The organism is Stenotrophomonas sp. GbtcB23, from assembly GCF_019091045.1.
GTDB lineage: Bacteria > Pseudomonadota > Gammaproteobacteria > Xanthomonadales > Xanthomonadaceae > Stenotrophomonas > Stenotrophomonas rhizophila_A.
This window is the reverse complement of record NZ_JAGXKC010000089.1, coordinates 1-4,699: the sequence shown is the minus strand read 5'-3', so window position 1 is coordinate 4,699 and position 4,699 is coordinate 1. Positions and strand designations below refer to the sequence as shown.

Sequence of the window (4,699 nt, the reverse complement as noted above, 5' to 3'; positions counted from 1 at the left end):
GTGGCCACGAGGTATCGGCCATCCGGGCTGGAGGCCAGGCAGCGTGCTTCATCGAGCGCCGATACGGCGGCCAGTGCAAGGCCAGCACCCGCCCGCCCCACCACCTCCGAATGCCGGCCACGGTGCGCCAGGGAATGGGCCAAGCGCCGTGCCGTGGTACTCAACTCGTTGCCGCACACCTCCCTGTGGGCTGTCCAACTTCCTGCAATTGCCGACACGTACTGCTCCACCCGATCAACGCTGCTACTGCCGCATCAGATCAGGGTGTAGGGCGCGTCCCGCCCGGGCCATGCAAGTACTTTCAAAGCAGCCTTTGGAATGGTGTTGGCGTTCAGGTGGTGGGGGGTTCTGCTCCGTTGCTGGTCATGCGTTACCGGGGGTTGCGCCGTTGTCGGCGGTTGTTTGGGAACCAACCCTACCGCCAGTGGCGCGCGGGGCGTGTGCCGTCGCGATGCCCTGGCGGCAGGGTTGGATCCGGTCCTGCTTACTGGAAGTCCAGCGACAGCTCGACGAACATCGAACGGCCGAAGGCGTTGTAGACGCCCTGGTCGTAGTACGGCCAGTTGCCGTTGGTGCTGTCCACCGGCGGCCGCTCGTTGGTGAGGTTGTTGGCGGTCAGCAGCACGCTGGCCAGCTTGTTGATGCGGTAGTTGAGCGTGGCGTTCCAGGTCGTCCACGGGCCGATGTTGCGTTCCTCGCCGGTGGCATTCCAGGTCCGCGCGTTGCGCACGCCGTACACGTTGGTGCTGAAAGCGCCGATGTTCCAGTTCACGCCCAGCGTTGCGCGGTACTGCAGCTCATTGGAATAGCCACAGCAGAGCATGTCGTAGACCGGGTCGCCTTCCTGCTGCTGCAGCTCGTGCTTCAGCGGCCGGTAGTAGCCTGCGGTCACCCCGAAATCACCTGCGCGCCCGGCGCTCCAGCGGTAGTCGCCCGATGCCTGGATGCCGGTCTGGCGCTGCTTGGCCAGGTTGATCGGATAGGAGAAGACCTTGGATACGCCGTTGGGATTGAGCGGGTCGGTGGCCGGCAGGCGCTGCACCTGGGCCAGGACCTGGCGACAGGTTGGCGAGTTGATGTCGAATGCCACATCGCCATTCTCGGACGTCCCCAGGCGGCAGTTGGCCTCGGTGGCGAGGATGCTGTCGGTGCCCAGGATGGACACTTCGTTCTCGATCTTCACCGAGTTGTAGTCCAGCGACAGGTTCAGGGCATTGTCCAGCGCCGACCAGACCACGCCATAGGTGAAGGTTTCCGCCGTGATGTCCTTGAGGTCGCGGTTGCCGGTGCTGGAGGACAGCACCGACAGCGATGCCTGCGGGCACTCGTCGAAGTTTTCGGAGGTGTAGCCTGCGCTGCGGCACAGGAAGGTGTCCACGTTGGTGGTATAGCCGCTGCTCTCGCGCGAGTACAGGTAGAACATGTCCGGCGAGCGGAAGGCGGTGGCATAGCTGCCGCGCAGCAGCAGGGAATCGATCGGGCGATATTCCAGGCCGAGCTTCCAGGTCGCCTTGCCGTTGCCACCGCCGCCCTGCAGGGAGTACTTGTCGTAGCGTCCCGACAGGTTGGCGCTGAACGTGTCGAAGATCGGCACCTGCAGTTCGGCGCCCACCGCATACAGGTCACGCTGGCCTTCGGCCGAGGTTCCTGCGGTCTGGCCACGGAACAGCACGGCGGCATTGGGGTCGGCCGACTGGTTGAAGAACTTTTCGCGGGTGCCCTGCAGGATCATCGCGAAGCCGACATCGCCGGCCGGCATGCCGAACAACGACGTATTGGTCACCAGCGCGGTCACGCCGGTCCGCGACGCCGAAGACGCGGCGCGGTTGGTGCCGCTGAACTGGTCGTACTGCGCGCGGGTGAGGGGCTGGTACAACACGTCCAGGTTCGGCGCGTAGGCTTCGTAGCCGTTGACCGTGCCCAGCTGCGGGCCAAGGTAGTAATCGTCAATACCGCCCCTGGCCAGGAAGTCGGTGGACTTGCGGGTGACGTCGGTGCTGGAGCGGTTCACGTACACGTCGTAGTCGAAGCCGGTGTCGCCCAGCCCGCCGCGTGCACCGGCGGTGATGTTCCACGAGCGGGTATAGACGCGCTGGTCCTTCGCGTCCATGCCGACTTCTTCGGGCGCGTAGATGCGCTGCCACTGCTCGTAGTTGCCGGTGGTCTGGTTGTAGAAGGTCTTGTTCCAGAACGGGCTGCCGCCGGAATAGGTGGGCCGGCCGAAGCTGAAGAGGATGTCCGAGTACAGCTCGGTGGTTTCGCTGAGGTGGTAGCGCAGGAAGGTGGTGGCGTTGACGTCCTCGCTCTTGTTGTAGAGCGTGGCGGTGCCGACGTTGTCGGGGCTGCCGCAGTAGTAGCCGGTGCCTGCCGCGTTGCGATGCGCGTAGGTGGTGCTGCCACCGAACAGGTAGGACAGGGGGGCGCAGGTGGCCTGGCCGGGGTCGATGTAGCCGTTGGGGGACATCTGCATGCGCAGGAAGGTGCGCGAGGGGTCCTGCGGCCCGGTCGGGCTGTCGTTGACGCTGTCAATGTAGCTGCGGTCGGAGGCGAAGATGGGCTTCTGCTTGGTGTATTCCAGCCCGTAGCTGAGGTCCAGGTTGCCGAAGGAATGGCCGCTGCTGAAGATGAAGCGCTGGCTGGAGCCGCCGCCATCGCTGTAGCCGCCAGCACGGTAGCGGAAGTGGGTGCCTTCCACCTTGTCCTTCAGCACGATGTTGATCACGCCCGCCACGGCCGACGAGCCGTAAACCGATGACTGCCCACCGGTGAGCACATCGATGCGTTCCACCATGCCCAGCGGAATGTTGGCGATGTCCACGATGCTGGTGTTGCCGTTGTAGGCAAGCGGATAGCTGTTGAGCGGCCGCCCGTTGAGCAGGGTGAGCGTGTAGCTCGGGTCCAGCCCGAACAGGCTGACGGTCTTTGCGCCCGGGGTATAGAAGCCGGTGCCCTGCGAGTCCTGCACCGAGCCGTTGGCCATCGGCAGCGAGCGCAGCGCATCGAACACCGTGGTGAAGCCCTGTGCCTCGATTTCCTCGGCCGTGATGGTGGTCACCGGCGAAGGCCCTTCGATCTGCGCGCGGGGAATCAGCGAGCCGGTGACGTTCACCGTATCCAGCTGACGGGTGGCCGGCGTGGCGCCTTCTTCGTCGGAGGGGGACGCCTGGGCCTGTGCGACCAGGGGGTGGAGCAGTACGGATGACACCAGCAACGACAGCAACGTGCGCTTCATCTTGCAGATCTCCAGTACAAGGTCTCCCGGCACCGCATCGGCGCAGGAGAGTTGGGGTGCAGGGGCTTCCGTGGGGCGTGGGGTGCAGCTTTTCTAGATCGATCTAAATGAATTGTCAACAATTTGAAATGAAACCATTTCCAAGCGCTTAGATCGAACGAAATGGCACTTGCGGGCGGCCGTGGCCGTGTTGCAGGATCAGCGCGGTTGCCCATCACGTCCTGGAGTGCCGCGTATGCGTCTGCGCCGTTGCCTGATCGTCCCTGTCGTTGCTGCAACCCTCGCGTTTCCCGCCGCACACGCCGCGGAAATCCAACAGACGCGCGATGGCGTCACCCTGACCTACCAGGACCAGAGCGGATCAACGGTTGCTGCCGTGCGTGACCGCATCATCGCCACCTTCTTCGCCACGTATCCGCGCGAACGCCGCGATTACCATCCCGCTGCGCCGTCCAGCGTGCGTATCGTCATGGACCCGTCGTACGACGGGGTTGCATATGTGGGTGAGAAGGAGAAGTCGGCCACCATCAGCATCAACCCGCGCTGGTTGGAGAAACATCCCAACGACACCGACCTGGTCACCCATGAGGCCATGCATATCGTGCAGGGCTACCCGGGCTATGCCAGCGAACAGGCGCCTTCATGGCTGGTGGAAGGCATTGCCGACTATGCCCGCGACCATTACGGCGTGGACAACGCTGCCGGCGGCTGGGCGCTGCCTTCGCAGGTCAAGCCGGAGCACAAGGTGGACACCGGCTACCGCGTTACCGGTGCGTTCCTGAAGTGGAGCGAAGCCGGGCACCCGGGGTTGGTCAAGGCGCTGGATGCGGCGCTGCGCAAGGGCACTTATACGCCGGCGTTGTGGAAGGCGCACACCGGCGAAGACCTGGCTGCGCTGTGGGAGGCTTATGTTGCGCAGCAGGGTAAGGGCGCGCGCGGCGCTTGATCCCGTAGCACGAAACGCTCGATGGCCAAGGCCACACCGTCTTTGGAATCCAGCTCCGGGGCTGGCCTTGCGCGGTCAGCTCAGTGATGCCTCACAGCATTGGTGGGAGTATGGCTTGCCATGTCAAGGACCAGCGCCCACCGCCATTGCGACTACTTTCTCTTCTCGAATATCGAAGCAGATGCTAGTGCCATCGAGGTAGCCGCAGACGCGCTCGACATCAAATCGGCCGAGTCTCTCTTTGGATCTGTGTGTCTGGCCGTAGCGACGAGTAGCGCTCTCTGCGGACGATGCCGGATCGCCTATTCCAACCCCTTTCAGCTTCAGTCCCTTCAAGCTCTCGGTAGTGCTGGGCGCCTGCTTTCCTGTAAGGACCGGTGACACCCGAATCTCATCAATAGTTCGGTATTTCGGCCCAATGTCAGGATTGGATACGATCACTATCTCCCACGCGGTGGATGGATCCCAGTATCTCCGGCGCAGCAAGCCCGCATTGTCCGTGGTCATGTCTCCTTCACCGT

Annotated in this window: 3 protein-coding genes; 1 reads left to right on the top strand and 2 read right to left on the bottom strand. The window is 63.6% G+C overall.

The window, feature by feature from the left end:
* Nucleotides 1-484: 484 nt before the first annotated feature.
* A complete protein-coding gene (locus KVS69_RS17900; RefSeq protein WP_217539348.1) occupies nt 485-3,232 on the bottom strand; it encodes a TonB-dependent receptor in 2,748 nt (915 codons plus the stop codon).
* A gap of 235 nt (nt 3,233-3,467) precedes the next feature.
* Between KVS69_RS17900 and KVS69_RS17895 the strand changes: the two genes are divergently transcribed.
* Nucleotides 3,468-4,178, top strand: a complete 711-nt coding sequence (locus tag KVS69_RS17895) for a basic secretory family protein (protein WP_217539345.1) — start codon at nt 3,468-3,470, stop codon at nt 4,176-4,178.
* Nucleotides 4,179-4,301: 123 nt separating this feature from the next.
* Here KVS69_RS17895 and KVS69_RS17890 read toward each other — a convergent pair.
* Nucleotides 4,302-4,699: hypothetical protein (locus KVS69_RS17890; protein ID WP_217539342.1), on the bottom strand; the 398-nt coding region annotated here is incomplete at its 5' end.